Source organism: Nitriliruptor sp., from assembly GCF_040882075.1.
In the GTDB taxonomy this organism is placed as follows: domain Bacteria; phylum Actinomycetota; class Nitriliruptoria; order Nitriliruptorales; family Nitriliruptoraceae; genus Nitriliruptor.
Window position 1 is genome coordinate 1 of record NZ_JBBEBZ010000213.1, and the last position, 1,733, is coordinate 1,733.

Here is a 1,733-nt window from a genome sequence, read left to right on the forward strand (position 1 = left end):
TCGTTGAGCTGCGACTGCAGCAGCTGCTGCTGCAGCTCACGGAGCTGGTTGCCACCGGTGGTGGAGACACGCAGGGTCAGCGGACCGCGCTCGGGGTGCTCCCAGACGCCGTCACCGTTCTGGCTGTAGCCGGACTCCTCGAGCAGCGCGTTCGACGAGTCGACGTCACCCTGGCCGTAGCCGGCCTCACCCTGGAGGTTGGAGTAGTTCGGGCTGTTCGAGAGCCAGTAGGTGCTGCCGAGGCCCTCGACCGGGAGCGTGTCCCCGAACAGGGGCGCGTAGAGCGACTCCATCACGACCGACTTGTCCATGGCGTACGCCAGGGCCTCGCGGACGTTCGGGTCGTTCAGGTGCGCGTTGTTGGTGTTGAGGCTCCAGTGCTCGAAGACCGGACCGGCCTCGGACGCCAGCGTGAACTGGTCGTCATCGGCCAGACCCTCACCGAACTGGACCTGCGGCTGGGTGAAGATGAAGTCGGCCTCGCCGGCACGCAGGGCGTTGATCTGCGCGTCGGTGTCGGTGACGAAGTTGATCTGAACACCGGAGGCGCACGCGACGCCGCCGTTCTGGATCTCGTCGTTGACCTCGTTGGCGCCGTGGTACTCGTCGTTGCGGCTGAGCGTCATCGAGACGCCACGCTGCCACTCGGAGAACTGGAACGGACCGGACGCCGGCAGCGCTTCGCCGTCGACCTGGAACTCACGCAGCGCGTCGTTGGCCGCCGCACCGTCCGCGAGGACGTGGGTCGGCAGGACGCGGCCGAACATCGCCGGCCAGCCGGCGAAGAAGGTCTCCATGGTGAACGAGAAGTTCTGGCCGTCGACCTCCCAGCTGTCGGGGTCGACCAGGTCGTAGCCCTGACGGCTCGACAGCGCGTAGACCGCGTCGGTCGCGTCGTCGTTCTCGAAGTCGTAGCCCTCCATGAGCAGGTCGAAGTTGTCCTGGATGGTCTGGCCGGTGATCGGCTCGCCATCGGACCACTGGATCCCGTCGCGCAGGGTCATGTTGATGGTGACGGTGCCGTCGTCGTTCTCGACGACCTCGCCCTCCTCGGCGAGCAGTTCGGGCACGAACTCGGTCGTGGCCGACACGCCGTACAGGCCCTCGAGCATCGCCTGCTGGATCCAGGAACTGATCGACAGGTTGTTGGCCGGGTCGTCCAGGTGGAGGTCCGGCGGCTCCTGTTCGTGGGCCCAGCGGACCATCGAATCGCTGCTGTCGGCGCAGTAGTCACCGCCATCGCCGCCGTCGTCAGCCTCACCGTCGTCGGCGGTCGCCTGACCGTCGTCGTCGCTGGCGCCGTCATCGCTGCTGCCACCGTCACTGCTACAGGCGGTCGCGACCATCGCGAACGCACCGGTCGCGGCTAGCAGACGCCAGCCGAACCTCTTGTCCCTGACCACCGTGGTTCCTTCCGTCGGGCGGTACCCGCGGCCGAGTCGTGCAGACCGGATCCCACCGGTGCGCACGGGTCCCCCCGCGAGATGCCGACCACGCTACTACCGTGGTCGGAGACACCGACGCACCCCGCACCGAAGGCGCGCGTGGCGCACCCCTTCTGGACACTGGCCGGTGAGCGACGGCGACCGATCAGCGGGTGCTGCGGCGGTGGCCGACGATCAGCGCGAAGTCGTCGCTCGACAGGCTGGCTCCCCCGACCAGCGCGCCGTCGATGTCGGGTTGGCTCATCAGCTCGCGCACGTTGCCGGGCTTGACGCTGCCGCCGTACTGGA

2 protein-coding genes are annotated in these 1,733 nt (G+C 68.0%); both read right to left on the minus strand.

The annotated features are described in order from the left end of the window. On the minus strand, positions 1 to 1,403 hold a 1,403-nt coding region (locus WEB03_RS15600), incomplete at its 3' end, for an ABC transporter substrate-binding protein (protein WP_368071843.1). Positions 1,404 to 1,590: 187 nt separating this feature from the next. Then, positions 1,591 to 1,733 (minus strand): triose-phosphate isomerase (locus WEB03_RS15605; RefSeq protein ID WP_368071844.1); only part of this gene is annotated, 143 nt, incomplete at its 5' end.